The following is a 25865-nucleotide window of genomic DNA, read 5'->3' as shown; positions in this document are numbered from 1 at the left end:
GGGATGATAATGTTAAGACTTAATTAGATTATTCAGTAGGAACTATAGTGTTTGTCATCAATAAGTAGTTTAAGTAATTGATGATAAGCATGTTTTGACTACTCAATAATTTTAATTCTGATGCAATCAGATTTTCTTGTCTTTTGTTGATTAAAAAAAGAGAACTTTCTCCGTATTCAAACTTCTTTGTTTCGGCAACAAGGAGTTTTTCATACCCATCAATATTCATTTGTAGCAATTTTATTTGTTGGGTCAAAGCTTCTTGGTTTTGTTCGTTGGCAATCATTTTATTTTCTATCTCCTTTTTTTTGACGGCGATGTCATAATTAATTTCCTCAACAGCATATTTACTTTCTCTATATTTACCTCTTTCTGATCTGAAAAAAATAGGGAAGGTCAATTTTGCTCCCCATACTTGATTTTCAGAGAGGTAATTTGAAAGTCCAAATGTATTATCGGTTGTTTTTATTATGGGGTTGTATTTGAGCTTTAATTTTGGTTTTAGCTTTTCTCTATTTAGTTTTTGTTTCAACCTTAGTGATTCCATTTTTGCTCTTTTTTCTGCAATCATTGGAATGTCGTCTAAGTTTTCATCAACTGTGATTTCTTCAAATTTATAATAATTGATGTTTGTTTCAGGCTGAACATGGCTTTGCATTGCTACTGGAATATTTTCGTACCATAAATAGTTTTCAACTTTAAGTCTTTTTTCAACCAATTTTTGTTCGTATTTAAGCAAATTGATTCTGTTGTTTTGCAAATATACATTTGCCTCTAATGTATCAATCGCAGTTTTTTCGCCGTTGGTTAGTGCGTTTTTTATATTGGTTAGATATCGTTCACTTAACTCAACATTACTTTGAAGAATGTTGCATATTGAGTTAAATTGCTGCCATTCTGCATAGGCTTTTGATGCATCATAAACCAATTTATTTACCAATTGTAGTTGTTTATTCTTAGCTATTCTTTGATATACTTTGGCTTGGTCTAAAGCTATTTTTCGAGTGTTTGTTATCAAGCCTTGTAATAGGTCTAATTCAATCCCTGCACTCCATATACCGTTGTTGTTTGTATAGGCTTCAGGATTTAAATATTCTCCCGAGTTGTTGTTAAAACTACCTGTAATTGCAATTCCTAAAGAGGTTGGAATCGTAATTTTGTTTTCAAAAATGTTATAATATTCTTTATTTTCAAAGTTCTTTTGATTTATACTTGATGTCAGATAGGGGTCTAGTCCCCCCTTGGCTGCCAGTAATTTTGCTTTGGCAACCTTTTCTTTTAACTCTGCACTTTTAGCAAGAGGGTGCTCGCTGATGACATTAAAGATGAATTCTTGATAAGTGAGTATTTCCTGAGCTTTTGTTTGAGCATAGTTTTTTATGCCTATGAGCATTAGGAGTATGTAAATAATTTTGTTCATTATTTTACAGATTTTACAGGAGCTTTTGTTTTTATTTCTTTTGCATCAGTGTTGTCTTCAGCTGCTCTGTAAAAATCAGGTGGAAATCCGTTTAAATTCCTCCACAATTCATACCAAATAGGCACATCTTTAAGCAACACGAAAGTATAGGTTCCTGTACCTACTCTTAAGTTCTCAGGCCATTTTTTTTCTTTCTCATCAGGAGCAATCAACACTCTATATTTACCATTATTACTAATGTTTTGATCAATCGCAAAAATTTTACCAGAGAACACTCCTGTTGACTTTTCTGGCCAACCACTAATAACCATTGCAGGCCAGCCATCAAATTGAAGTCTAGAATGGTCATTTAGACGCAACAAGGGTAAATCTTGTGGTTTTACATAAATCTCTACTGCTAAATCATAATCAGAGGGCATAATCGTAAGTATATCTGTTCCTTCTTTGATCAACTGACCCGTTCCTTTTTTAATGGTTTTGGTAATGTAGCCATCGGTAGGGGAAGTTATAAAGTACAAATTCTGCCTTTGTTGATAGTTACTCAATTGATTTTGCAGTTTTGAGGTATGAGAACGAGCTTCAAGTTTTGACGATAGTGCACTTTGGATATCTGAGTTTGTTTTTGATATTTTTTGTTGGTAATCTTGTTCTGTCGAAGACAATTCCAACTTAAAATTAATCAACATGTTTTTCTGATTTTCAAGCTTGTTTTGTTGTGATAAGAAAGCAGCAAATATTCCCTGTTTTTTTAGTTCTTTTTCTTGTAGTTCAGACAAAGATTTTAGCCCTTGATTGTGAAGCTCAAGTGTTCTATTGTATTGATTTTTTGCAATATCATATCTGATCCTGTATGCATTTAGATCAATGCTATCGATATTAATTTTATTTTTTGTTTGAATGATTCTATTTCGGACTTGCTCTAGTTTTAATAGTCTACTTTTTCTTATGGATGACAATTGTGTTTTCAGAGCAGTAATCTTATCGTCATAGGAGACAATACTTCTACTTTTTGCATCTACTTGTTCTTGAGTTCTAGAGATTAGATTTGGATCAAAATAATCATTCTTAACCTCGGTGATATAAATTAAGGTGTCACCTTTGTTGACATAATTCCCCTCTCGAACATACCATTTTTCTAGTCTACCAGATATGATAGATTGAATAGATTGTGGTCTTTGTTCTGGTAAAAGAGTAGTGACGTATCCTTTTCCTTTTATGTTTTGTGTCCACGGAACAAAAAGCATAAAGAACAAAAGAAAGATGAAAGAAACCCCATAATAGATTCTTCTTTTTTTTGCATCCTTGTTGTTTAAGTATCGGTAAGACTGAAAATGATTTAAATTCAAAAGTTTGCCAATGCTATTTTCTGAAATGTTTAACATGAGCTTATAATTTTATGATTTGATTTGCCTTGTCTGCCCAATATAAATTATCGGCTACAACAATAACTGTCCAAGATTTTTTTTCATCCATCACATAATCGATAATAGATTTTTTTTCATCATCATCTATAAATTGTAGAGGATCTTCCATGAGGAGTATTGAAGGTTTACTTACTAGATATCTTGCCAGCACTATTTTCTGAACAATACTTTTTGGCATTTTTCTTCCTTTGGCAAATACTTGTGTTTTGAGACCATTGCTTAGATTAGAAAGGTAGCTTTTTAAGTGTAAATGCTCTAATACTTCATCTAAATCTTCAGTAGCAACTTCTCTATTTACTAAAATATTCTCCTCTATTGTACCTTCAAAAATTCCGGAATAGGGACTTATGAATCCAATTTCTTCTTGGTAAGAGTCTAGGTTGTAATAGTCAGAAGGTCTACCATTGATGAAAATGTTTCCCTCCTCTATATTTTGAATTCTAGCAAGTATATTTAGTAATGTAGATTTACCCTTACCTGTGTTTCCTTTCAGCCAAACTTTTGCTTTTGGTTTTATGCTAACGGATAAATTATTAAAAACATAATTGTCTTGTTCCTCATATTTAAATGAAACATCAACCAAATCAATAGAAACACCATCATCGTTAGAGATCATTTTTCCATTACCTGAACTTTCATCGAGTTCTAGATCTGTCACAAAACCTATTTTGTCTAAAGCAGTTAAAACATCATATATAGTCTCCACGATTCTCGTTATCTTTTCTACCGAGTTGATGATTAAGATGATGATAATTTCTGAAGCAACAAATTGTCCAATATTCATTTGTTGATTAAAAACCAAATATCCCCCTAAGACCAAAAGAGCAGCAGCAACCCAAACTTTAAATCCTATAAATAGCATAAACTGTTTGATCAATATCTTAAAGTGTGCTTCTCTGTTTTTTAAGTATTTTAGGTTGATGTCATCTGTTTTGTCGAGATGTAAATTACCCTTGTTTAATATTTTGAAAGTTTTGGTGTTGCCAGCTATTTCTTCCAACCATCCTGCTAATTTGTATTTGTATTTACTCTCTGTAATACTTGTTTTTAACCCTTTGGGTCCTGTAATCTTAAAAATTAAAAAGAGTATTAGGAATAGAGATATCCCTAAAATAATAAAATAGGAACTGTATATAGTGAGCAGAGTAAGTCCAAAAATGATTTGAAATGCTGATAAAGAGAAATCAATTAAGATTTTTGGTAGTCCTTTTTGAATGGTCAAAACATCAAAAAAGCGATTGATCAATTCGGGAGCATGTACTTTATCTAAATTGTTTTGTTTGATCTTTGGAACCCTGTAAGCAAACTCAAAAGCAGATTTTGCGAAGATACTCTGTTGTATATCTTCAACTATCCTTAACTGATTTATTTGAATTTTACCATTTGTCGCAATTCCTATAAGCACAAAAACTACCAAAACAATCCAAGAGGTTGTGAGTTCTCCTGTCTGTAGGTAGTTAATAATTGCCTGAATCCCAAGGGGTAAGGATAAGTTTACAACACCACTTATAATAGCGTAATAGTAAATCAGTCTGATTGATTTTTTATAAGGGTTTATGAGTTTCCAAAATCTGACTAGTGGAGATAAAATCATGTATGTTTTTTACCAAAAATAAGCATTATTGTTAAAGTAACAGTTATAAGTATGATTAATACTATTACTGTAATACATTAATTATATTTATTATCAACAGCTTTGAATCTATATTTGAAAATATCTCTTAACTGCTTTCTAATGAATATACGATTTGCAATGGCCCCTAAAAATCCAAATGGTGGTTCATAGGTAATGATATCTCTCATCATTACTCCACCATCTTTTTCTTCTAGGATATGTTGATGATGCCACATTTTATAAGGTCCAATTCGTTGTTCGTCAACAAAATATTTTTTGTCTTCTACATGTGTAATTTCAGTTACCCATTTTGTTGGAATCCCTAAAATTGGTCTTACGATATAACTGATAATCATCCCTTGGTACATCTTATCTTCTTTGTTGTCAGATGTAATATCGAATCCCATATGCTTTGGAGTAATGTCTTTTAGATTTTTAGGTGATGACATAAAATCCCAGACTTCATCTAGTGATGTATTTATAAATTGCTCTCTTTTTAATTGATAAAATGCCATGATTATTGTTTTTTTAATTCTTGAATTTTAATTGCTATTTGTTCAGCTTCAAATGTTTTCTGATCACTTTTAGTTCTGTTGATGGTAGACAAATCATAAGCTTCTTTTAATAGTTTTTTGTAACTTTTCTCTAGCTTTTCTAGCTCTGATGTTGATTTAAAAAATGAAAACATATTTGTAGTATTTTTTGGTTGTTTTTGTACTCTCTTTTAGCTGAATTGATGTCAAACTATTGAAGTAGTTTTAATTATACTTTAAGCGTTGACATTCCTCCATCAACTGCCAAAATCTGCCCAGTAATCCAGGAAGCTTCCTTAGACAACAAGAAGTTAACCATATTAGCTAAATCTTCTGGCTGTCCAATTTTCTTTAACGGGTGTCTTTGAGCGTTTGCTTCCACTTTTGCATCATTACCTAGTAATTTCTCAGCCAAAGGGGTGTGAGTGATTGATGGAGCTATGCAATTGACTCTAATTGTCGGACTCAATTCAGCAGCCAAACTTCTGGTTAAACCTTCAATTGCCCCCTTTGAACTAGCGACTTGACTATGAAAATTAAAACCATGTTGTACGGCAACTGTAGAAAACATGACTATGCTTGGATTTACCCCTTTTTTTAAAGCTCTTAGATTTGCTTGTATTGTTTTAATCGCTCCAACAACTTGTAAGTTGTAGTCATTTAAAAAGTCTTGGGGTTTAATTCTAGCAAAAGGTAAAAGATTGATACTTCCAGGACAGTATACAATTCCGTCTATGCTTTCATTTACGAAATCAAAAGCAATATTTTCTGCTGTAATATCTAAGGGATAGTAGCTAACATTGTTTATTTCTTCAGGTATAGTCTTATTATACGTACCAATGACGTGATGTCCATGTTGACTCAAGAGTTTTGTTGTAGCTAGGCCTATTCCACTAGAGGCACCAATAATTAGATATGTTGACATTATTTTTGTTTTTAATGATTTATATTTTAGTTTTTGAATGTTTTCAGAGTACCACTATTATTATCCAGCGATATTTAAGCTTCCTTTGTGTGGCGCATGCTTTGCCAATATTCTGTCGTTCTCTTGCATGACTAAGGCATCATTTTTCATCTCCCAGAGAATCTTACTTGCTCTTTTTCTATTAGCTTTTAGATCTATAATTGGTGATGGGTATTCGACCCCGATTTTTATATTATATAGGTTCTGTTCTAGTGGTGTCATCAAGTAAGGTTCGTGAATATGCTTGGTTTGTAAATGAGCCAATTCTGGCACCCACTTTCTAATAAAATTAGCATTACTATCGTTTTCATACCCATCTTTCACAGGATTGTAAATTCTCAATGTATTGACACCCGTTTCTCCAGCTTGCATCTGTACCTGGGCAAAATGGATTCCAGGTTCAAAATCAATAAAAACCTTTGACAGATAAACTGCTCCATCCTGCCAGGGTTGCCAAAGAAGGTGGGTAAAAAAAGAAACAATCATGGCTCTCATCTTAAAATTAAGATATCCTGTTTCATTAAGACATCTCATGCATGCATCAATCATAGGTATACCCGTATTTCCTTTCTGCCATGCTTCTTGATATTTAACTGAAACACTTTTTTTCAAAAGATGATATCCTTTGTTCATGCTGGAATCCTCCATGGTGTGTTCCATCTCAAACTTTTGAATAAAATGTGCTTGCCATTTTAGTCTTGAAGTAAAAGAATCTAAGTCTTTTTTGTTTTTGCTGATGGGCCTAATGTTTTTTGCTGCATGCCAAACTTGTCTTGTTGAAAAGTTACCCCAAGCCAAGTAAGGAGACAATCTACTACAAGAGTCTTTAGAAATTTTTAATCTAGATTCCTGCTTTGTATTTTGTAAATATTGTTCCTTAAAAAAAGTATTCTGATAATTCAAAGCTTCTGTTACTCCTCCTTTTTGAATTGGAGATTCTTCTGGAGTTGAGAGGTCTGTTACAGAAAATATTTTTTCAAGGTCATCAATTTCCTTTAAGGTAAGTAATTGATTGTTTGGCTTAAACTCAATCAGATCTTTATTCATGTAATCTGTCCACTGAGACACCCAACCTTTACGGTTTGTCATACCTCTAAATACGCCATTCCATATATTCTCCTTCCATTGAATTAAGTTGTTATGACAGTAACGTTTTATTTTTTTGTCCCTGTGATAAGTGCATAGCAAACCAGTTTCTTGATGAGAAAATAAATCTTGGATATGATATTTTTGCTGAAGTAAATTAATTGTGGCTGCAACTTCAGAGTTAACCGCTAATATTTTAGAATTGTATTCTGATAAAATATTATTTAAATCCTTAATTGATTCTTTAATAAAGTTCCAATGGCGTACATCGTAATGCGGATCCTTAATCAAAAAATCCTCAAAAACGTATAGTAGTAACACTCTTTTACCAGTATTAAGGGCATTTAATATGGCTTCGTTATCTTGTATTCTAAGATCACGTTTTAACCAAACAATTGCTAATTTTTCTTTTGCATTCATGTTCTTAGAGTTTTATTATGTTCTTAATCATTCCTTTAAAAATGAACCCATGGAAAGGAAAAACAGAGTACCAGTACATCCTACCTAGTATTCCTTTGGGTCTAAAAATGGCTCTTTGATAGAGCTGTTTTTTTATTATTTTGAATTCCAACCAGGCTTCACCTGGCATCTTCATTTCAGCAAATAATAGTAATCTTTTATCTTGTTTGTTTGCATAAATAACTCTCCAGAAGTCAACAGCATCCCCGGTTTGGATATCTGTATCACTTGTTCTACCTCTTCGTAGTCCAACTCCGCCAAAGAACAGATCTATATACCCACGTAATTTCCAAAGAATATTTCCATAGTACCATCCGGTATTTCCACCAATGGCCCATATTTTGTTGAGTGTAATTTCTTCATCAACTATATCTGCGTGCCTAATGTCTTTGAAACATCCAAAATGAGGTAGGTTGATGTGCTTTCCCAAAGCATCGCTCAATTCAGGAGTGTTTATTGCATCTTTCCAACTGGAGATGATTGTGTTTTGTTGAATGACTTTAAAGGCGTTTTCCACTGCAGTGATATAAGGAGTAGGTTTTATATCAAGTAATTTGTTGATGTTTGAAGGTTTTCCTATGATTTCAACGTTCATGCTTTCTACCAAGCTTTTGGCTAGTGGATAACTAGTTGAGGTAACAAAATAAAGCCAATATGAGGAAAGTCTGGGAGTCATGACTGGAACGGTTATGATCCATCTTTTGAAACCTCTTATCTTTGCAAATTGTAAAAGCATCTCTTTGTAAGTGAGGATTTCAGTACTAGAAATGTCGTACGATTTATTGTAAAGCTCTGAACGTAAAAGTGATTTTGAAAGAAAAGAGATGACATCAGCAATTCCAATGGGCTGCGTCCTAGTATTCAACCATTTTGGAGTTACCATCAGAGGTAATTTTTCTGAGAGATCCCTTATGATTTCAAAAGAAGCACTTCCACTTCCTACAATAATACCTGCTTTAAAGGTGGTAAGCGAAAAATCACCATCACTTAATATATGTTGTACCTGTTTTCTAGAATTTAGATGTTTTGAAAGTACATTATCATTTACGATTCCACTTAAGTAGATAACTTGTTTACAGCTGGTTTTATTGAGGTATTTTTTAAAATTCTCAGCACAGATAGCTTCTAGTAGTGCAAAGTCTGTTGAAGCACTTGACATGGAATGTATCAAGTAATAAGCTGCATCAATATCTTTTGGAATATTTGAAAGGGTCTCAGGCTTTAAAAAATCAACTTCAACGAAAGATATTTTTGGTGTGTTAATGTATTCCTCAGGAGTTCTGTGTATGTCTCTAACACAGCAAACCAACTCAATATCGTTTTGCAACAATATAGGGATTAGTCTCAAGCCAATGTAGCCAGTAGTTCCTGTGATTAATACTTTCATTTGATTTTATATGCTCTAAACCTTATTTATTTTGTTTGGCCTTTGGTAGGGTATTCTTTCAATGAGTTCTGTTTTAATATACCCATCCAGACCGTTGATTCCTACTGCCTCTCCTTTGGCTAGATCTACAAAGCCATCCTTATGAATCAGTTCCTCATTAATATATAGTTCTTCAATACTACCTAGCATTAAAACGGTTCCGTTTTCCTCTATAAAATATTCATTTACAAATTTCATAAGTATTTGTACGGGAGCGTTTTTTACAAAAGGAGTCTTGATGTTCTCTTTATATTCTGCTGTCAAGCCTGTTTGATTAAACTCACTGATCTCAGAACCATATTTAGCGCTTGTATGGTGCGCGTCTTTTATGATGTTTTGATGTATGGTGTTTATGGTATAATAACCAGTTTCATTAATGTTATCATACGTATTTCTAGGTAAGTTGATCGGTCTGAAAACTACTCCTAGAAGAGCTGGCTTGGATCCAAAATGCACTACTGAACTAAATACAGATACATTCTCAATACCCTCTTTAGAAATTGAACCTATCAAGTTAGCAGATTTAATACCTGTAACACTATTGATCATATTAATCTTATAGATATTCTCTAAGCTTTCAATATCTTTTTTTGTAAATTTTTTCATGCAAAATTTTTATAGTTATTGATTTGGATGTCCTTTGATTTCAGGTCAAACATCAAATTGTAAAGACCAAAAAATGTTCTGTTCATGTATATGAAATGTTTGGACCCTCTATTACCATTCATTTGTTTGATTCTAGGGTCTTTGTTAAATCGTTCTCCTAATTCAGCAATTTTTCCAAAAAATATGGGGTCAGAAAAATCAAATTCTTCACTGTGGAAAGGTTGTGTGAAAAGACTTAACAAATCATTAAATAACTCTGTAAAAAATTCAATTTCTTTGGCCCCATCCTCTGGGATTAAAATCTCAAGTTCATATAATTTTTCTTTGAACAGGACTTCATTATTGATAACTTCAGGATCTGCCAATTCAAAGTAAGGAATATAGAAATTCTCAGGAATAGTTTTCATACAACCAAAGTCTAATGCAATCAATTCATGGTCATTTGAGATTAAAAAATTTCCTGGGTGAGGATCTGCGTGTACTTTTTTTAGACAATGAATTTGATACATATAAAAATCCCACAAGGCTTGACCTAGTTGTGTTCGTGTCGTTTCATCTGCATGGTCTATGTCAAACTCAGAAAGATGAACACCAGACATCCAGTCCATAGTAATAATTCTATCGGTGGATAATTCTGGATAATACTTTGGGAATTTTAGATTTGGAATATCTTTACAAGCCTCTGCTATCTCAACGCTTTGAGACACCTCTAGGATGTAGTTGGTTTCTTCTATTAGCTTGTCTTCAACTTCTTTGAAGTATTTATCAGAACCCTCTCCTTTGATATTAAACATACGCATTGCGATAGGCTTGACCAAAGCCAAATCAGAACTTATACTTTCCGCAACTCCAGGGTATTGAATTTTCACTGCTAGGGTGTTGTTGTTTAAAGTTGCCTTGTGCACCTGTCCAATACTCGCTGCATTTACCGAGTTTAAGTCAAAACTATCATAAATTTGATTCGGAGTTTTGCGGTAATATTTTCTAAATGTTTTGAGCACCAAAGCTGACGAAAGAGGTGGGACGGAAAATTGTGACAGTGAAAATTTTTCTACATATGCTTTTGGGAGCATGCTTTTTTCCATACTCAGCATTTGTGCAACTTTCAAAGCACTACCTTTCATGTCTTTAAGGCTATCATATATATCGGTAGCATTAGACTTGTCTAGTTTGTTTTTTGCTGTTGTCGCATTTCCAACAGTTTTTTCAACATTATATCTTAAATAATTGACCCCCACTTTAGCTCCTGTTGTAATTAGTTTAGAAGCACGTTGTATTTTTCCTGTAGGGATGCTATTAATTGTTTTCATGTGTTTAAAATTTAGACTTTATTTTTTCTTTAAAAAAGAATTTTCCAAAATCTATAAGGTTTTCTAATGGTGTTACGCTTAGAAAATCAAATGATGCATTCACCGATTTCTCTATAAATAAGTCAGTCTTTTCAAAACTAGCCGAGGTGTCTTCTAACCAAAATTTAATGGTAAACAACAATTGAGACCAAGCCAATTCTTCAATACTTTTTTCTTTAATTGAATTGATCTTATCTTGTTTCAAGTCAACTGTTTCGATAGATAACGATTTTATGAATTTTTTAAACTCCTCTTTTAGTGGTTTTAAAAGTTTCAACTTTTTCAAATCATAAATCCCAGTTTGTAAAGATTTTGCAACATAACTCCTATTATTGGTCATCAATTCGAAGAAAGTATAATAGAATGTAAGAAGTTGATTCTTTGCATCTAATTCGTTTTCGGAGGTTTCAGATGCCATTAGTCTTAAAGTCTCATCATGGAAAAACACAAGTACGTCTGATTCAATGTGATCGAATGAAGTATAAAATTTGTAAAACTCGTTTTCATCTATTTTTAATTCTTTAGTAAAAGAATAAATAGATTTAGGTTCTTCACCATGTTCCAATACATGATCCATGTAATGGGATATAATTTGTTGTTTTGTTGTTGTAGCTTCCATTTGTATATCATTTAACTCTTATAAAATTAGTAACTAATGATTGGAAAGTGAGTTTTCTCTTCACTTTATTATAGTCAGACAAAATGGGGTAGATGGCAGCTTTACTTAAGCAAGACTCCTCTAATTCAGGGTTTTTTTAGCTTTTTTGTGACAAAAGGGATACGTTCACAATCTCTTTTTTTATGAGAGAAGTATTTCTAGGGGTTATTTGACAATAAATGTTTCAGATGGGAGCTCTTTACTTTTTTGGGATTGTATAGAATAGCGGTTAATGTTAATTTCGGACAACGATTTATTAACAATTAGTTAACTCCGTTTATGCTTTGTTATAGCTTTTCTCAACTTATTTTTGCCTTATCAATCAAAGTAAAATGCAGAACGCTATAAAGTCTTTTTTTTGTATTGTATTATTGACAAGTTCATTGTCATTATATGCTGGTCCTCCGGAAAAAGAAAGTATCAAAACCTCCAAAGAGGTAACTCTAGATTCAAAAAGTTTAGATGGTGTTTTTATGAAGATCAAAAGAGTAGATAATATATTGAGTCCAAACAAGAAACTGAGAAAGAAAAAATACACAATCGCTTAATGTAAATTAAGCGTTTTTTTTTGTTAGAGTGACTTGTTTACTACCACTGGCACAAACTTAGACACATCTCCATTGTGTTTCAAAATATCTCTCACGATACTCGAACTAATAAAAGCAGTGTCAGCACTAGTCAATAAGAATACCGTATCGATGCCTGTTAATTTTCTGTTGGTAATTGCAATGGCTTTTTCAAACTCAAAATCTGCGGGATTGCGGAGACCTCTAAGAATAAAATCTGCCTTTATCTCCCTACAAAATTCAGTAGTCAGACCAGAGTAAGTCTTTATTTTTATGTTAGGTATATGGCTCAATGTTTTTTTTATGAATGCTACTCTTTCCTCCAAAGAGAATCTATAATTTTTCGTGTCATTGATTCCAATCGAAATGATTAGTTCATCAAATAAAGGCATAGCTCTATTTATAATATCTACGTGTCCTAAAGTGATTGGATCAAAGGAACCAGGAAAAACAGCTTTTTTCATAATTGCTTGTGGTTATTTGTTTTGTAGGGCCATCTCTATGGCATTGCTTAGCAATTCAGTCATAGCAATACCAGCAGCTTTAGCTTGTTGAGGTAGTAAACTTTCCATTGTCATTCCAGGGACAGTATTCATTTCTAAAAAATAAGGAATGTCTCCAGAAAAGATAAATTCGGACCTAGAAAACCCTTTCATGTTTAATGCTTTGTAGGCTTTGATTGCGTTGGATTTTAAGTTTTCTAGTTGAATTTTTGAAATTCTTGCAGGAGTAATCTCTTCAGATTTTCCTTCATATTTTGCTTCGAAGTCAAAAAAATCATTAGCAGAGATAATTTCTGTAGCAGGGAGTACTTTTATTTTTTCTTGGTAAGTAATTACACCAATAGAGACTTCGGTTCCATCTAAGAAAGATTCAATTAAAATCTCGGAGTCTTCCTTAAAAGCTTTTTCAAAAGCTTGTGCGAATTCTTCAGCTTTATTCACTTTTGATATTCCAAAGCTAGATCCCGAATTGTTTGGCTTTACAAAGCAGGGTAGACCCAGTTCAGAGATGATCTCTTCTATATTGATTTCATCACCCTTGTCATAATATAATGATTTTGCAGTTTTGATTCCCTGTTTGTTCAACACGCTCAAACAGTCACGTTTGTTGAATGTTAACGCCATTTGGTATGGTGGAGCAGAAGTGTAGGGCATGCCAATCATATCAAAATAACCGAGTATTTTACCATCTTCACCAGGTGTTCCATGGATAACATTGAATACGCAATCAAAATTAATTTTACGGTTTTCTATGTTTACTGAAAAATCATTTTTGTCAATGAAATATTCATTATTGTTTTGGTCAAGAGCTATCCAATTTTCTTTGGTAATGATTACTTTGTAGGGTTCGTATATGTTTTTGTCCATATGATCGTAAACCACATTTCCGCTAATCATAGAAATATGATATTCACTAGAATAGCCTCCCATAATAACCGCAATGTATTTCATGAATATCTGAATTAGGATTGTAAAATTATTAAATATTAATTCAAAACCCTACATATAGGTTTTATATCTTTGTCAAAAATCTTTGTAGATGAATTTTTTAAAGTTTTTAAAAAGTAAAATATTTATAATCAATGTTGCTGCAGCTTTTGTCATTATATTTCTTCTGATTTCAGTTGTGATCAAATACTTACATCTTTATACGAACCAAGATCAAAGAATAGAAGTTCCAAATTTGATAGGCCTGACTGTTGATGAGGTAAAAATTGTCCTTGATGAAAGTTTGTTGGATTATGAATTGTTGGAGAGAGGGAGTTTTAATCCAAATATCCCCGCTGAGGCAGTATTGGAACAATTACCAGCTGCAGGGCAAATTGTGAAAGAAAAGAGAAAAATATATATCACAATCAATCCAAGTGGTTATGGAAACGCTACCGTCCCTCCTTTTTATGGAAGGACGAAAAAGGAAATTAAGCAACTGATCATCAACAGTGGTTTTGTTTTGGGTTCGTATGAAGAAATAGACGACATAGGAACTGTGGTTAGAGGTTTAAAGTTTAATCATCAAGAATTAAAGTCAGGAGATAAATTACCTAAAATGTCTGCAATAGACGTGGTGATTGGAAATGGGCGATTGAAATAGTTATGGAAGAGTTTTTACCAAAAGTAGGAGAAGATAATCACAATTACGAACATTATAGATTTGTAGCTGAAGAAGGTCAACAGCCACTTAGAGTTGATAAGTTTTTAATGAATTTTGTGATGAACGTTACTCGAAATAAAGTTCAAAAAGCCATTAAAGACGGAAGTGTTATGATTAATGATGAAGTGGTAAAAGCCAATCATAAGGTAAAACCAAGTGATGTAGTTACAGTGCAGTTTGAGTTTGCTCCAAGAAAAACAGAGACTTTACCCGAAGCTATTCCATTGGATATTGTTTATGAAGATGATGAAGTAATTGTGATCAATAAACCAGCTGGTTTGGTGGTACATCCTGGTCATGGAAATTACGATGGTACGATGGTAAACGCGTTGCTTTATCATTTTAAAAATCTACCTGAAAATTCAGAAGGAAGACCTGGTTTGGTTCACAGAATAGACAAAGATACAAGTGGGTTATTAGTTGTCGCTAAAACGGAACACGCCTTATCTCATTTGTCTAAACAGTTTCATGACAAAACTTCTGAGCGTTTGTATTATGCTTTGGTGTGGGGGAATATTACTGAAGATGAAGGGACAATTGAGGGAAATATAGGTCGAAATTTAAAAAATAGATTGCAGCAAGATGTATTTCCCGAGGGTGATCAAGGAAAGCCAGCGGTGACTCATTTTAAAGTTTTAGAGCGTTTTATGTATGTGACCTTGGTAGAATGTAGATTAGAAACAGGAAGAACCCATCAGATAAGAGCACACTTTAAGTATATAGGTCATACTTTGTTTAATGATGAACGCTATGGCGGTAATGCTGTGTTAAAAGGAACTACATATACCAAATATAAGCAGTTTGTTGAGAACTGTTTTAAGTTAATTCCGCGTCAGGCTTTGCATGCCAAAACATTAGGATTTGAACACCCTACTACAGGAGAAATGATGCGTTTTAATTCAGACATTCCAGAGGACTTACAACAAACATTACAGAAGTGGAGGGGATATACCTTGACGAATAAGTAGCACGTAACGATAATATATTTATATCCATCAGGTGAAGAGTTGAGGCCTAATGAAAAGCAACCGATAAAAATCATCAAATCATTGAGTAGAAAGAATATAAAATGTATTAAATACATTTCATATTCAATTCTTTGGTCCTCAAGTCTCAAACAAATTTGAATTTGTTTGCGGTATTTTGATGAACCATTTATGTATTAAAAAATGTATTTTTGTACTTCTTAACTCAACCTTATAAAGAATGAAAATCTTAGTTTCACCAGCAAAATCATTAGATTTCGAGTCCGAAATTCCTACGAAAACCTACACTAAAGGTGTGTTTCTAAAAGAAGCAGAAGCATTAAATGCTATTTTAAAAATAAAAACGCCCAAAGAGTTAGGAGTATTGATGAAAATATCAGATAAGTTGAGTGATTTAAACTGGCAACGAAATCAAGATTGGTCATTACCCTTTAGCGATAGTAATGCTCGTCAAGCTGTATTTACTTTTAATGGTGATGTCTACTCTGGTTTGCAAGCTCATACATTAAATGATCGTCAATTATTAGTTTTACAGGACAAATTGAGAATACTATCAGGCCAGTATGGAGTGTTAAAACCTCTAGATTTGATGCAAGCCTATCGTTTAGAAATGGGCACAAAGTTGAAGGTGGGATTGCATAATAATTTATATGAATTCTGGGGGGATAAGGTTACAAGCCAATTGAATGATGAACTTTCAGAGGATGATGTTCTTATCAACTTGGCTAGTCATGAGTATTTTAAGGTCGTAAAACCAAAATTGTTAAAAACTCCTATAATCACTCCAGATTTTAAAGACTATAAAGAGGGGAAACTTAAAATCATTTCTTTTTATGCTAAAAAGGCTAGAGGCCTGATGGTTCGTTATATTATCGATCAAAACATTAACACTGTAGAGGCGTTAAAAGGTTTTGATTATGATGGATATGCTTTTGATGCCAACCTGTCTACTGAAACAAACTTTGTATTTACTCGCTAGTTTCCACAGATTATAAAATTTTATAAGAAGACCATTTAGCAGATGCTAGATGGTCTTTTTAAGATTTGTGACATCCTGTCATTTGTTTATGACAATATGCAAAGTGTTTATCCGTGGCACACAAATTGACTATGGTAATGATGTAAAAACAAATCAAAAACTGATTAAATAAATAATAATATTATGAGTAAGATTATCGGAATTGACTTAGGGACTACGAACTCTTGTGTTTCTGTAATGGAAGGAAACGATCCAGTAGTAATTCCTAATGCAGAAGGAAAAAGAACCACACCATCTATTGTTGCTTTTGTTGAAGGCGGAGAACGTAAAGTTGGAGATCCTGCAAAAAGACAAGCTGTGACCAACCCAACAAAAACAATTGCTTCTGTGAAGCGTTTTATGGGTAATAAATTTTCAGAATGTAACGATGAAGTTGCAAGAGTACCTTACAAAGTTGTAAAAGGAGACAATGATACCCCTCGTATCGATATTGATGGTCGTTTGTATACACCTCAAGAAGTTTCTGCAATGACTTTGCAGAAAATGAAAAAAACAGCGGAAGACTATTTAGGTCAAGGAGTATCAGAAGCTGTAATTACAGTACCTGCATATTTTAATGATGCACAACGTCAAGCGACTAAAGAAGCTGGGGAAATTGCAGGTTTAAAAGTTCAACGTATTATTAATGAGCCCACAGCTGCGGCATTGGCTTATGGTATTGATAAAAAAGGACAAGACCAAAAAATTGCAGTTTACGATTTAGGAGGAGGTACATTTGATATTTCGATTCTAGAAATTGGAGACGGAGTTTTTGAAGTTTTGTCTACCAATGGAGATACACATTTGGGTGGAGACAATTTTGATGAGGTGATTATTGATTGGTTGGCAGATGAATTTAATGCTGCAGAACAAGTTGATCTTCGTAATGATCCAATGGCTCTACAACGTTTAAAAGAAGCAGCAGAAAAGGCAAAAGTTGAATTGTCATCTTCAACTCAAACAGAAATTAACTTACCTTATGTTACGGCAACTGCAAGTGGACCAAAACACTTGGTGCAAACTTTGACTCGTGCCAAATTTGAACAGTTGGCAGCTGAATTGGTTGTTCGTTCTATGGAGCCTGTTAAGAAAGCTTTACAAGATGCAGATTTAGATATCTCTGATATTGATGAAGTGATCTTAGTTGGAGGTTCTACGCGTATTCCTGTCATTCAAGAAAAGGTAAAAGCATTTTTTGATAAAGAACCAAACAAAGGAGTAAATCCTGACGAGGTTGTTGCTATTGGAGCAGCGATTCAAGGAGGAGTATTATCTGGAGACGTTAAGGATGTTTTGTTGTTAGATGTTACACCTCTATCTTTAGGAATAGAGACGATGGGGAATGTGTTTACCAAGCTAATTGAAGCAAATACAACGATACCAACAAAGAAATCTCAAGTATTTTCTACTGCAGTAGACAACCAACCATCTGTTGATATCCACGTATTACAAGGAGAAAGAGCCATGGCAGCAGACAATAAAACGATAGGTCGTTTTCAATTGACAGATATTCCACCAGCACAAAGAGGAACTCCTCAGATAGAAGTTATTTTTGATATTGACGCCAATGGAATTATCAAAGTATCTGCAATCGATAAAGCAACAAACAAATCTCAAGAAATTAAGATTGAAGCTTCATCTGGCTTGTCTGAAGAAGAAATTGCTAAAATGAAAGCAGATGCAGAAGCAAATGCAGATGCAGATGCAAAAGCAAAAGAAACTGCCGAAAAAGTAAATGGTGCGGATCAATTGATTTTTCAAGTAGAATCTCAGTTAAAAGAGGTTGAAGGGAAATTACCAGAAGATAAAAAAGCTCCAATTGACTCTGCTTTAACTGAATTGAAAGCGGCTCACGCTGCAAAAGATATAGCAGGGATTGACAAAGGGACTGAAGCATTGAATACTGCTTTACAAGCAGCTTCTGCAGAATTCCAAGCAGCTGCACAAGAGGCACAAGCTGGCAATGCTGGAGCTCAGCAAGAAGATCCTGCTGCAGCATCAAACGAAGCTGATGATGTAGAAGATGTAGATTTTGAAGAAGTTAAGTAATTACGATTAATATCAATTACTAAATATTCACAAAAAGCAGTAAACACATAGTTTACTGCTTTTTTTTTGCAAATTTTAATGTTTCTTAACTATCATTTTTAATCCTAGTTCTTTCATCAAAAATCGAATGATTTTAAAACGGATAATAGACAAAAGAGTGAATTAATTTAAAATATTTAATAAACGCAGTAGAAATATAAGCAGCAGTATCATGATTTTTTATCAAAAAGAAATACAATTAGCATCAAAAAGAAGAGGATATCATTTAATTACAAATGAAATTATATCGGCTGTTCCAGAACTAAAGAATATAAAAGTAGGTCAACTACAAGTATTTATTAAACATACTTCTGCTAGTTTAACCATTAATGAAAATGCAGACCCTACGGTACGTACAGATTTTGAAACACACATTAACAAAATGATTCCAGAAGATATGCCTTACTACAAACATGATTATGAAGGGAGTGATGACATGCCTGCCCATATAAAAGCATCTATGTTAGGATGTTCAGTAACTATTCCAATTAGCAATGGAAAACTTAATTTAGGAATTTGGCAAGGGATTTATTTAGGAGAACATAGAAATTATGGAGGAAATAGAAGTGTGGTGATTACTGCATTAGGGTGCTAATTATATTTTCCTTTAAATAGAATAGCGTTTTTAATATGTGAGAGGTGATGATTACAATGCCAAGCATAAATACCTATGTTTTCATCTAGTAAGAATTTTTGACCATGTTCAGGGTGTATAAACGATAGTTTTAGTTGTTTTGCTGATAATGTGTTTAGTAAATAAACCCATTTTAGGTGTAAAGCACTTAATAATGTTATAGAAGTACTAATATCATTATTTAAAGAGTCTGGTAATTCTGCCCAACGATCTTCGTAATAAGGACGAATGTCAGGAGTTTCCTCTGTAAGTGCAAGCTTAAAACGTATATAACTATTCATGTGGCTATCTGCACAATGATGTATTACTTGTTTTAATGTCCAACCTTCTGGACGGTACTTCCAGTGAAGTTGTTCGAGGGTTAAATCTTTTGTGACTTTTTTTAACTCATTTGGAAAGTCTTCTATTGTTTTTATCCAATTCTTTAGTTCTTCAGAGTTTGGGGATGTACAATCAGGACATTTACCAGTAGGGAATTTTAGTTCTTCCAATTTGATAACAATTTTGTTTTCTACTTTAAAAATACTTAAAACAATTATATTGGTCGGTAGAGTTAGAGAGTTTTATGACAACAAAAAAACGCTTCAGGAAATCCCAAAGCGTTTTTTTTCTTATATTTTCAGTCTATTAATTTATAGAAATTAATCTTACATCAAAAACACGTACCAAGCCATCATCATATCCTAGCGTAGAAGGAATAAATAATTTACCTGAACCTCCTTCTTTAAAATAAGGAATTCCTTCTGTCCATCCTTCGATCACTTCATCTAAATTAAAAGCAATTCCCGAAACTGTACTTTCATCAAACACGGATTCATTGGTATAATATCCTTTGTAAGCTACTGTAACATTATCAGTATTAGTAGGGTTTTCTCCAACACCTTCATCTTCAACAAGATAATAAAGACCCGAATCTGTTTTAGTAGCTGTTAGATTCTTGTCAGCAAGATAGTCTACGATTTCATCATCATTTGCGTCGATATAATTAGCAAAAAAATCTTGAAGTTCTATGTCAAAAACAACAACAGATCCATCATTAAAAGCCAAACTAGAAGGGAGGATTATTTTACCAGATCCTCCTTTGTTAAAATGTGGAATTCCATAAGCTAATCCTGTAATTAATTTCTCTAATGAAAAATAAGCACTTTTTTCATCACTTGATGCAAAAACTTCTTCATTGGTATACGAACCTTCAAAGTTTATTTTTACAATATTAGTATTTATAGGTTTATCCCCATTACCTTCTTCCTCGATGACATAATAAATTCCATATTCGTCTTTTATAGCGGTTAAATTATTTTCTTCTAGATAGGAAATAATTTCTTGCTCATTTTGTTCCGTGTAATCTTTAGGTATTTCGTTTTTTGTACAGGAAATTAATAATAAAAGAGAAAGTATTATTGATATGTTTTTTTTCATAGCATCAATTTTAGAGACTCGGGTAAATATATTGTTTTTTATATTAATTTCCACTGTTGCTCTTTGTGAACTTTTAATAGGATATAGCCAAAAGGGATCCACCATATCAGATCATTAAAAATAATCGTGTAAAAAAACTCAAAAGGAACAATTCCTTGAAGGTAGTTTCCTACAAAACCAATCGGTCCGAATAACTTACCTAAAGCACCAACAGCCACTATTGGCCAGTGTTTAAGTGGGTGGTAAGATGCCCACCAGTATCCAAATCCATAAACTCCAACAATCATGCCTACCCCTTGCCATATCATTGGTAAATTAGGAAGCTCCATACCAACGAGTTCAAAGAAATGATTAGGGAACAACACGACCCATGCACCCCAAAGGAGGTTATAAATTGCAGCGGCTTTTAATATAATTTTCATCATGATTGATTTTCTAATGCTTGCTTGTATGTACTGATTGCTCTCTCTCTTGCAAACTTATGTTCAACCATTGGCTTAGAGTAGGTCAATTCTTGTACTTCTGGCACCCATTTTTTTATGTATTCAAAATTTTTGTCAAATCTTTGGATTTGTGTTGTCGGATTGAAGACCCTAAAATACGGGGCTGCATCACAACCTGTTCCAGCTGCCCATTGCCAATTTCCATTGTTAGAAGATAGCTCATAATCTAGTAGTTTCTGTGCGAAATAAGCTTCACCCCATTGCCAATTGATGAGTAAGTGTTTGCACAAAAAGCCAGCTGTTATCATACGCACTCTATTGTGCATATGACCAGTTGCATTCAATTCTCTCATTCCTGCATCAACTAACGGGTAACCTGTCTCTCCTCTACACCATTTTTTAAAGTCTTCTTCATTGTCTCTCCAAGGGATGCTATCATATTTAGATCTAAAGTTATTGTTTTTTACTTGCGGAAAGTGAAATAAAATTTGCATGAAGAATTCTCTCCAAATCAATTCACTCAAATAGACTTCGCTTTGTGTAGGTAAATCAAGAATAACTTGTCTAATACTTAGGGTTCCAAATCTTAGATATGGGCCAATATGTGTTGTGTGATCTTTTGATGGGAAATCTCTATGTTCCCCGTAATTATTAATTTTTTCAGGGCTGAATTCAGAAGCTTTTAAACTTGATGTTGAAAAACCAATTTCTGAAAGTGATGGAAGTTGAACGGAATGTTTAATGAATTTGTTAAAGTCACCATTATCACAACCAATGTTAAGTTTTTCAAACGCAGCAAGCCACTTTTTCTTATAAGGAGTATATACGGTGTAGGGTTTACCATCAGCTTTCACGATTTCGTTTTCTTCAAAAATGACTTGATCTTTGTATCTATAAAAATTGAGATGTCGTTCTTTTGCTAATGTGTATATTTTTCTATCTCTTTCTAAAGCATAGGGTTCGTAATCTTTATTCGAGTAGATGCTGTTGATATGATAGTTTTCAAGCAGTTTCGTAAAAACCTCTATAGGTTTTCCTTTGAGTACCAAAAGGTTACTATTGTATCGTTTCAGCTTTTGGTCTATTCTTAATAAGCACTCATATATGAAGTTTATTCGTGCATCTTTTTTATCTAGTTGAGTAACAATGTTTTCATCAAAGATGAAAATTGGTAGGACTGGAATATCCCCCTCTAAAGCTTTATTTAAAGCAGAGTTGTCTTCTAAACGTAAATCACGTCTGAACCAGAAAACATTAACTTTTTGCATTCGATTTGTGTTTTAAAGATTGGTGAAAGTACAGATTTCCAAAAATCAATAGCATTCCATAAAATGTGTCTTCTACAGGGATTGTAAACATTCTAATCCCTAGATTTTCAGTATTGTTATACCACACAATTGGTGATTCTAAGAAACTTCCTGTAAGTATTCCATTGCTTAAAAAAAAGAAGGGTAGTATGGTGACAAATGTTAGGTAATAGTAATAAAGGTTTATCAGTTTTATTTGTAGGTAAAGTAAAAACAAACCTAAAAGTAAGAAGGTCATGCACGTGTACCATCGGTCATAGAATAGTAGGCTAGAAGCAACTAATACAATTGCTAAAACAACGTTCAGTCTCGTTATGAATATAGGTTTTGTTTTTTCTGGAATCAAATATTGGAAGGCAAAAAACGTAAATGAGCAAGCGTAGGGAATACAAATAAAAAAAAGAATTTCTTCTATAGGGAGATGTCCCAAAAAGATTCCTGTTAGGTATGATGGGTTAAATCCCCAGATACCATGTTTGGTAAAAATTTCATCCCAAATCAAAAAGAAACCACCTACTCCTAAGCAGCTTATCAAGAAGTATTTCCAATCTTTATAAAAGGCATGTTTTTTATAAAAACTGCACAAAAAGGGAATCAGAATACAACCTAAATCAATAATTAGATAGGTGTATTTCATTAAAAGTATTGTTTAAAATATTTCACAGGCACGTATAACATTCCAAAGCATTCTCCCTCTTCTTTTCCTAAGCGTTTATGATGTACTTTGTGTGCTTTTCGAAGTGTTTTTATGTATGGGTTTTTTATGTTTTTAAACAAATCAAATCGTTGGTGAATGATAATGTCATGCACAACAAAATATGCCATTCCATAGAACAAAATACCCAGACCAATAAAGAAAAGAAAGTTTAAGGACGGGTTTATACCAAAGTAGAATAGGGTAATACTAGGGATTGCAAAAATCACAAAGAAAGCGTCATTTTTTTCAAATATCCCCTGGTATTTAGGTTGATGATGATCTTCATGGAGGTACCATAAAAAACCATGCATCACAAATTTATGTGTACACCAGGTGATACATTCCATGAGTAAAAATGTGGCTAATGTAGTTCCAAAGTAAATTATAATATTATTCATTTTCTAAGTTTTGAAGGTGATCTAAAATCACTTTTTGATAATTTTTTTCAACATTACTCTTTGCAATGTTTTCGATGATAAATTGATAGTCTTCTCTTGTGTTTTGATTGTATCTAAGAAATCTTGGTGCTTTTGTTTGAGTCAACCATCTTATGTATTTGGCTTCAATGTCATTGGGACATTTTGCAATGTATGTTTCTAAAATTTTTTTTCCTTTGTTAAAGTTTTTTAGCTTTTCTATCGGAGACACAGAAAATTCTGATTTTCTCATTGTAGCTGCAGCGAAGTATGGAATTGTTTTTTTACAATTTGATACTTTACACAGATCAATCATGATGTTTAGTTCTCTTTTATTTTGAACTCCTTGTTGAAACATTGATCTAATTTCTTTTAGATCATTACAGTGATCACCAGTCATATTTAAATATAAAGATAAAAAAAGTAAAACTGTTTGCATGATTTATACCATTCTTAAAGAATACTTTGTGTATGCCTTCATTAAAATTAACATTTTTGTAGGATTTGACACTCGAATCCTTTCGTTCATTATTTGTTCACTAGTGGTTTTTTTCAATTTATGTAAAAGCTTTAGGTAGTATTTATATGCCAAATAAACTCCTAACTTACTCTCTATAGGTAGTTTCTGTACCCCTACGAAGGCTTCCTTAAAATCATTTTCGATGTCGATAATAATTTCCTGTTTTGTCTTTGCGTCCATTGGAAGTGAAGTTAAATTTGGAAAGTAAGATCTTTCCAATCCTTCCGTATCGTCCTTTAAATCTCTTAAAAAATTAACTTTTTGGAATGCAGAACCCAATTTCATGGCGAAAGGTTTTAACCTGTTATATTCCTCTTCATTATTATTAACAAAAATTCTAAGACACATCAAGCCTACTACATCAGCAGAGCCATAAATATATTCTTCATATTCTTCTTTCGTTAGGTAAGCAGATTGAAATAAATCACGTCTCATACTTTTCAAAAAATCCTTAACAAATGGTTGAAGATCATAACGAAGCACAACTTCTTGGAATGAGTTTAAGATAGGGTTCAAACTAATTTTTCTTTCTAAAGCCTTATGGTAATCATTTTCAAATTCATCTAATAACTCTTTTTGTTCATATTCTAAAAAGGTATCCACAATTTCATCAGCATATCTCACAAAACCGTAAACAGCATATATAGCGGGTCTAATACATGGCTTAAAGAGTAATATACCTAAGGAAAAAGAGGTACTGTATCTTTTGGTAATTAGTTTGCTGCATTCATAGCTGGTATTGTCAAATAATGCTTTCATGATTAATTGTTTTTTAGAATTAAATCACTTACGATTTCACCAGAAATAATAGCAGGAGGGACACCTGGTCCAGGAACTGTTAATTGCCCTGTGAAATATAAATTGTTGATTTTTTTACTCTTTAACTTTGGTCTTAAAATATGAGTTTGTAATAAAGTATTAGCCAAACCATAAGCATTTCCTTTGTACGAATTGAATTGCTCTTTAAAATCGTTTACGCAATAACTCTCTTTGAAACTTACAAACTTTGTAATGTCTTGATTTGTGTTCTTTTCAAGTCTTTCCATGATGATGTTAAAGTACTGTTCTCTAATTTCTGGAGTGTCTTCTATCCCTGGAGCAATTGGAATCAAAAAAGTTCCAGATTCTTTACCCTCAGGCGCAAAATAATTATCAGTTATACTAGGGAAACTTGCATAAAACAATGGTTTTTCTGGCCAAGTTAGCGTGTCGTAGATGGAAGCAGCGTGATCATTAAAGTCTGTATCAAAAAACAAGGTATGGTGAGATACATTTTCGATTTTTTTGTCAAATCCTACATAAAAAAGTAGTGCAGAGGGTGCAAATGTTTTTTTGTCCCAATATTTTTCTGAGTATTGTCTGTATTTTGTAGGGAGTAACGTCTCTGTAAAATGATAATCAGCTCCACTCAAAAGAACATCACAGGAATAGTTTTTTTCTGTTGTAGTCACAGAGGTTACTTGATTTTCTTCTGTGTTGAGGCTAGTGATGTTTTCATTGCATAAAATCTCTACACCAAGTTCTTTAGCCAAAGTAGCCATTCCCAAAGCAACTTGATGCATTCCTTTATTTGGGTGCCAAGTACCTAGTTTTAAATCTGCATAATTCATAAAATTATAAAAACCAGGGGTTGTTTCTGGTTTTGCGCCTAGAAAGAGAACAGGGAATTCTAGAATTTGCTTCAGTTCAGGGTGTTTGATGTATTTCGCTACCTGTGACTTTATAGTGCTAAAAAAAGCGCCAACCTTCAAGGCTGTTTTTGGAGTTATGATTTCCATGATATTTTCACCCGGTTGGTAAACGAGATCTTTGATGGCCAAATGATAATTTTCTTCAGCATCACTTATGAACTTTTTTAACTGTTTACCACTACCTTTTTCTTTTTCTTCGAAAGTATTCACAATCGTATCAAAATTCGCAGCAATACATATAGAGTTCATGACATCAGAGTAAACTTGATATCCAGGATCTAATTTTGTGATCTGGTAATAGTCAGAGGTTTTTTTCCCAAAGTCGTTAAAAAACTTATCAAAAACATCTGGCATCCAATAAAAAGTAGGGCCCATGTCGAACACAA

General features: G+C 33.1%; 28 protein-coding genes. 6 read left to right on the top strand and 22 right to left on the bottom strand.

Annotation, left to right across the window (positions count from 1 at the left end; genetic code table 11):
- Positions 1-28 precede the first annotated feature (28 nt).
- The 11 genes from ABF281_RS07655 to ABF281_RS07605 form a co-directional block, all read right to left on the bottom strand.
- Complete coding sequence (locus ABF281_RS07655; RefSeq protein ID WP_347181092.1) at positions 29-1420, bottom strand: TolC family protein; 1392 nt, start codon at positions 1418-1420, stop codon at positions 29-31.
- Complete coding sequence (locus ABF281_RS07650) at positions 1420-2802, bottom strand: biotin/lipoyl-binding protein (RefSeq protein WP_347181091.1); 1383 nt, start codon at positions 2800-2802, stop codon at positions 1420-1422. The genes ABF281_RS07655 and ABF281_RS07650 overlap by 1 nt, the downstream gene beginning before the upstream one ends.
- A gap of 4 nt (positions 2803-2806) precedes the next feature.
- The gene (locus ABF281_RS07645; RefSeq protein WP_347181090.1) at positions 2807-4438 is read right to left on the bottom strand and encodes an ABC transporter ATP-binding protein; all 1632 of its coding nucleotides are present in this window, start codon (positions 4436-4438) and stop codon (positions 2807-2809) included.
- Positions 4439-4515: 77 nt separating this feature from the next.
- Complete coding sequence (locus tag ABF281_RS07640) at positions 4516-4974, bottom strand: SRPBCC family protein (RefSeq protein ID WP_347181089.1); 459 nt, start codon at positions 4972-4974, stop codon at positions 4516-4518.
- A gap of 2 nt (positions 4975-4976) precedes the next feature.
- Complete coding sequence (locus ABF281_RS07635) at positions 4977-5147, bottom strand: Lacal_2735 family protein (RefSeq protein ID WP_347181088.1); 171 nt, start codon at positions 5145-5147, stop codon at positions 4977-4979.
- A 74-nt stretch (positions 5148-5221) separates the two neighbouring features.
- Positions 5222-5917 carry an SDR family oxidoreductase gene (locus ABF281_RS07630; RefSeq protein ID WP_347181087.1) on the bottom strand — a complete coding sequence of 232 codons (696 nt, stop codon included), beginning with the start codon at positions 5915-5917 and terminating at the stop codon, positions 5222-5224.
- 60 nt (positions 5918-5977) lie between these two features.
- Entirely contained in the window at positions 5978-7462 is a 1485-nt protein-coding gene (locus ABF281_RS07625; protein WP_347181086.1) for an FAD-binding domain-containing protein, read from the bottom strand.
- Between the two features lie 4 nt (positions 7463-7466).
- On the bottom strand, positions 7467-8888 hold the full coding sequence (locus tag ABF281_RS07620; protein ID WP_347181085.1) for an SDR family oxidoreductase: 1422 nt from the start codon (positions 8886-8888) through the stop codon (positions 7467-7469).
- Positions 8889-8903: 15 nt separating this feature from the next.
- On the bottom strand, positions 8904-9533 hold the full coding sequence (locus ABF281_RS07615; RefSeq protein ID WP_347181084.1) for a flavin reductase: 630 nt from the start codon (positions 9531-9533) through the stop codon (positions 8904-8906).
- Entirely contained in the window at positions 9530-10843 is a 1314-nt protein-coding gene (locus tag ABF281_RS07610; RefSeq protein WP_347181083.1) for an AarF/UbiB family protein, read from the bottom strand. The genes ABF281_RS07615 and ABF281_RS07610 overlap by 4 nt, the downstream gene beginning before the upstream one ends.
- A 4-nt stretch (positions 10844-10847) precedes the next feature.
- On the bottom strand, positions 10848-11501 hold the full coding sequence (locus tag ABF281_RS07605; protein ID WP_347181082.1) for a TetR family transcriptional regulator C-terminal domain-containing protein: 654 nt from the start codon (positions 11499-11501) through the stop codon (positions 10848-10850).
- Between the two features lie 371 nt (positions 11502-11872).
- On the opposite strand from ABF281_RS07605, the gene ABF281_RS07600 reads away from it, so the two are divergent.
- Positions 11873-12088 (top strand): hypothetical protein, encoded by a 216-nt coding sequence (locus tag ABF281_RS07600; protein WP_347181081.1) that lies wholly within the window; start codon positions 11873-11875, stop codon positions 12086-12088.
- Positions 12089-12111: 23 nt separating this feature from the next.
- On the opposite strand, the gene coaD is transcribed toward ABF281_RS07600, so the two are convergent.
- Entirely contained in the window at positions 12112-12570 is a 459-nt protein-coding gene (gene coaD, locus ABF281_RS07595) for a pantetheine-phosphate adenylyltransferase (protein ID WP_347181080.1), read from the bottom strand.
- Between the two features lie 12 nt (positions 12571-12582).
- A complete protein-coding gene (locus ABF281_RS07590; protein ID WP_347181079.1) occupies positions 12583-13560 on the bottom strand; it encodes a D-alanine--D-alanine ligase in 978 nt (325 codons plus the stop codon).
- 88 nt (positions 13561-13648) lie between these two features.
- On the opposite strand from ABF281_RS07590, the gene ABF281_RS07585 reads away from it, so the two are divergent.
- From ABF281_RS07585 to ABF281_RS07565, 5 genes are all read left to right on the top strand, one after another.
- Positions 13649-14200, top strand: coding sequence for a PASTA domain-containing protein (locus tag ABF281_RS07585; protein ID WP_347181078.1), 552 nt, complete (start codon positions 13649-13651; stop codon positions 14198-14200).
- A gap of 2 nt (positions 14201-14202) precedes the next feature.
- Positions 14203-15228 carry an RluA family pseudouridine synthase gene (locus tag ABF281_RS07580; RefSeq protein WP_347181077.1) on the top strand — a complete coding sequence of 342 codons (1026 nt, stop codon included), beginning with the start codon at positions 14203-14205 and terminating at the stop codon, positions 15226-15228.
- 238 nt (positions 15229-15466) lie between these two features.
- Complete coding sequence (gene yaaA, locus ABF281_RS07575; protein ID WP_347181076.1) at positions 15467-16225, top strand: peroxide stress protein YaaA; 759 nt, start codon at positions 15467-15469, stop codon at positions 16223-16225.
- Between the two features lie 183 nt (positions 16226-16408).
- On the top strand, positions 16409-18313 hold the full coding sequence (gene dnaK, locus ABF281_RS07570; RefSeq protein WP_347181075.1) for a molecular chaperone DnaK: 1905 nt from the start codon (positions 16409-16411) through the stop codon (positions 18311-18313).
- Between the two features lie 211 nt (positions 18314-18524).
- Entirely contained in the window at positions 18525-18947 is a 423-nt protein-coding gene (locus tag ABF281_RS07565) for a secondary thiamine-phosphate synthase enzyme YjbQ (RefSeq protein WP_347181074.1), read from the top strand.
- Here ABF281_RS07565 and ABF281_RS07560 read toward each other — a convergent pair.
- The 9 genes from ABF281_RS07560 to crtI all read right to left on the bottom strand — a co-directional run.
- Entirely contained in the window at positions 18944-19477 is a 534-nt protein-coding gene (locus ABF281_RS07560; RefSeq protein WP_347181073.1) for a YfiT family bacillithiol transferase, read from the bottom strand. The two genes, ABF281_RS07565 and ABF281_RS07560, sit on opposite strands and share 4 nt — an antisense overlap.
- Before the next feature lie 136 nt (positions 19478-19613).
- Positions 19614-20405 carry an FKBP-type peptidyl-prolyl cis-trans isomerase gene (locus ABF281_RS07555; RefSeq protein WP_347181072.1) on the bottom strand — a complete coding sequence of 264 codons (792 nt, stop codon included), beginning with the start codon at positions 20403-20405 and terminating at the stop codon, positions 19614-19616.
- A 38-nt stretch (positions 20406-20443) separates the two neighbouring features.
- On the bottom strand, positions 20444-20830 hold the full coding sequence (locus ABF281_RS07550; RefSeq protein WP_347181071.1) for an alkyl hydroperoxide reductase: 387 nt from the start codon (positions 20828-20830) through the stop codon (positions 20444-20446).
- The gene (locus ABF281_RS07545; RefSeq protein WP_347181070.1) at positions 20827-22116 is read right to left on the bottom strand and encodes a deoxyribodipyrimidine photo-lyase; all 1290 of its coding nucleotides are present in this window, start codon (positions 22114-22116) and stop codon (positions 20827-20829) included. The genes ABF281_RS07550 and ABF281_RS07545 overlap by 4 nt, the downstream gene beginning before the upstream one ends.
- Positions 22103-22792, bottom strand: coding sequence for a lycopene cyclase domain-containing protein (locus ABF281_RS07540; protein WP_347181069.1), 690 nt, complete (start codon positions 22790-22792; stop codon positions 22103-22105). Before ABF281_RS07540 ends, ABF281_RS07545 begins: the two co-directional genes overlap by 14 nt.
- Positions 22792-23250 (bottom strand): carotene hydroxylase, encoded by a 459-nt coding sequence (locus ABF281_RS07535; RefSeq protein ID WP_347181068.1) that lies wholly within the window; start codon positions 23248-23250, stop codon positions 22792-22794. The genes ABF281_RS07540 and ABF281_RS07535 overlap by 1 nt, the downstream gene beginning before the upstream one ends.
- Positions 23243-23668 (bottom strand): hypothetical protein, encoded by a 426-nt coding sequence (locus ABF281_RS07530; RefSeq protein ID WP_347181067.1) that lies wholly within the window; start codon positions 23666-23668, stop codon positions 23243-23245. The genes ABF281_RS07535 and ABF281_RS07530 overlap by 8 nt, the downstream gene beginning before the upstream one ends.
- 42 nt (positions 23669-23710) lie before the next feature.
- Complete coding sequence (locus ABF281_RS07525; protein ID WP_347181066.1) at positions 23711-24547, bottom strand: squalene/phytoene synthase family protein; 837 nt, start codon at positions 24545-24547, stop codon at positions 23711-23713.
- A 2-nt stretch (positions 24548-24549) separates the two neighbouring features.
- On the bottom strand, positions 24550-25865 hold a 1316-nt coding region (gene crtI / locus ABF281_RS07520; protein ID WP_347181065.1), incomplete at its 5' end, for a phytoene desaturase family protein.

The organism is Wenyingzhuangia sp. (assembly GCF_039768515.1).
Classification (GTDB): domain Bacteria; phylum Bacteroidota; class Bacteroidia; order Flavobacteriales; family Flavobacteriaceae; genus Wenyingzhuangia.
Note: the sequence above shows the minus strand (reverse complement) of the source record. Positions and strands in the feature narration are given on the sequence as shown.